1 protein-coding gene is annotated in these 1,606 nt (G+C 58.7%); it reads left to right on the top strand.

The annotated features are described in order from the left end of the window. A partial coding sequence (locus tag WAX14_RS15610) for an ABC transporter ATP-binding protein (protein ID WP_422628962.1) occupies window positions 1–1,606 on the top strand: 1,606 nt, incomplete at both ends.

Raw genomic sequence — 1,606 nt, 5'->3', positions numbered from 1 at the left:
CATTGCGCGCGATGCACGTGAGGCGCGCATCCGGCAACTCCTGCGCGACGACGATGAGTTGCTGGGCAAGGCCTATGACAGTCGCCTGGTGAAGCGTTTATTCACCTATATCACACCCTACAAGAACAGTCTGGTTGTCGCCGTGATCCTGATGACCATCAGTTCGCTCATGGGCACTGCCGGCCCGGCAATCATCGGTTTCGCCATTGACAGGGGTATTCGGGCGAGTTCGTTCGATGTGCTCAGATTTTGGACTCTGGTGTTTCTGTTCACGACGGTGGCCGAATGGCTGACCAACCGGGCGCGTGTGCGCATCATGGCCTTCGTCGGCACGAAGATCGTCGCCGATGTGCGCAGTGAGCTTTTCCGTCATCTGCATCGCCTGACGTTGAACTTCTACAGTAATTACAGCGTAGGCCGCTTGATGAGTCGCCTCATTGGCGATGTCGGCGTCTTGCTCGATTTCGTCACCTGGTCGATTACCGGCCTGTTTCGCTCGGTCTTCAATCTCGTCGGCATCACTGTAGCGATGCTGCTGCTCAGTTGGCAACTGGCGTTGGTGGCGTTTGCGGTCATGCCTTTGATGTTCATATTGACCAACTATTGGCGCGATCGCGTGCGTCAGGCGTATCGAGCGACGCGGCAGCGGCTAGCACTGATCAATGGTTATCTGAACGAGTCGATCTCCGGTATTCGTGTGACCAAGAGTTTCTCGCGCGAAGAGCGCAATTTCCAGCATTTCGATGACCTGAACCTGTCGTTTTTCGACGCCAACATCCAGGCCACACGTCTGTCGGCGCTATTTTTCCCCGGCGTCGACTTCATTGGCTCGCTCGCCACAGCGCTTGTGGTCGGTGTGGGTGGCTGGCTGGTGTTGGACGATGCCCTGACGGCCGGAACCCTGGTTGCCGTAGTGCTCTATGTGGAGCGCTTCTTCGACCCCATTCGCGAGTTGGCGCAGCGCTATAACACGTTCCAGGCGACCATGGCCGCTTCGGAGCGACTGTTCGAGCTGCTCGATCTGGCGCCTGATATGGTCGATGCGCCTGGGGCGGTACCCTTGCCGCAGATTCAAGGTGAGGTTGAGTTCAAGGATGTCTCTTTCGCCTACCGGCAAGAGGGCCGCTCTGTCCTGAAGAATATCAATCTGCGGGCCGAACCGGGCGACCGCATCGCCCTCGTTGGGGAGACCGGGGCCGGCAAGAGCACGATTATTCGTTTACTTTCGCGCTTCTATGATGTGACCGACGGTGCTTTGACCATCGACGGTCATGACGTGCGCGAGGTGACCAGCGACAGCTTGCGGCAGCAATTGGGGATCGTCCTCCAGGACACGTTCCTGTTCACAGGCACGGTCGCCGACAACATCCGTTACGGCCGTCTCAATGCGTCTGACGAAGAGGTGCTGGCGGCTTCCAAAGCGGTCGGCGCCCACGACTTCATCAGTCGCATGCCCGATGGCTACGACTCTGAAGTGGGTGAAAATGGCAGCAACCTCAGCGTTGGCCAGCGCCAACTGGTCTCTTTTGCCCGGGCGCTCCTGGCCGACCCGCGTATCCTGATTCTCGACGAGGCGACCAGCAGCGTCGATACGGCCACCGAGCGA

The sequence above is a fragment of the Rhodococcus sp. (in: high G+C Gram-positive bacteria) genome (assembly GCF_049299235.1).
Taxonomy (GTDB): domain Bacteria; phylum Actinomycetota; class Actinomycetes; order Mycobacteriales; family Mycobacteriaceae; genus Rhodococcus.
The sequence above is the reverse complement of the archived record's forward strand: the minus strand, read 5'-3'. Positions and strand labels throughout refer to the sequence as shown.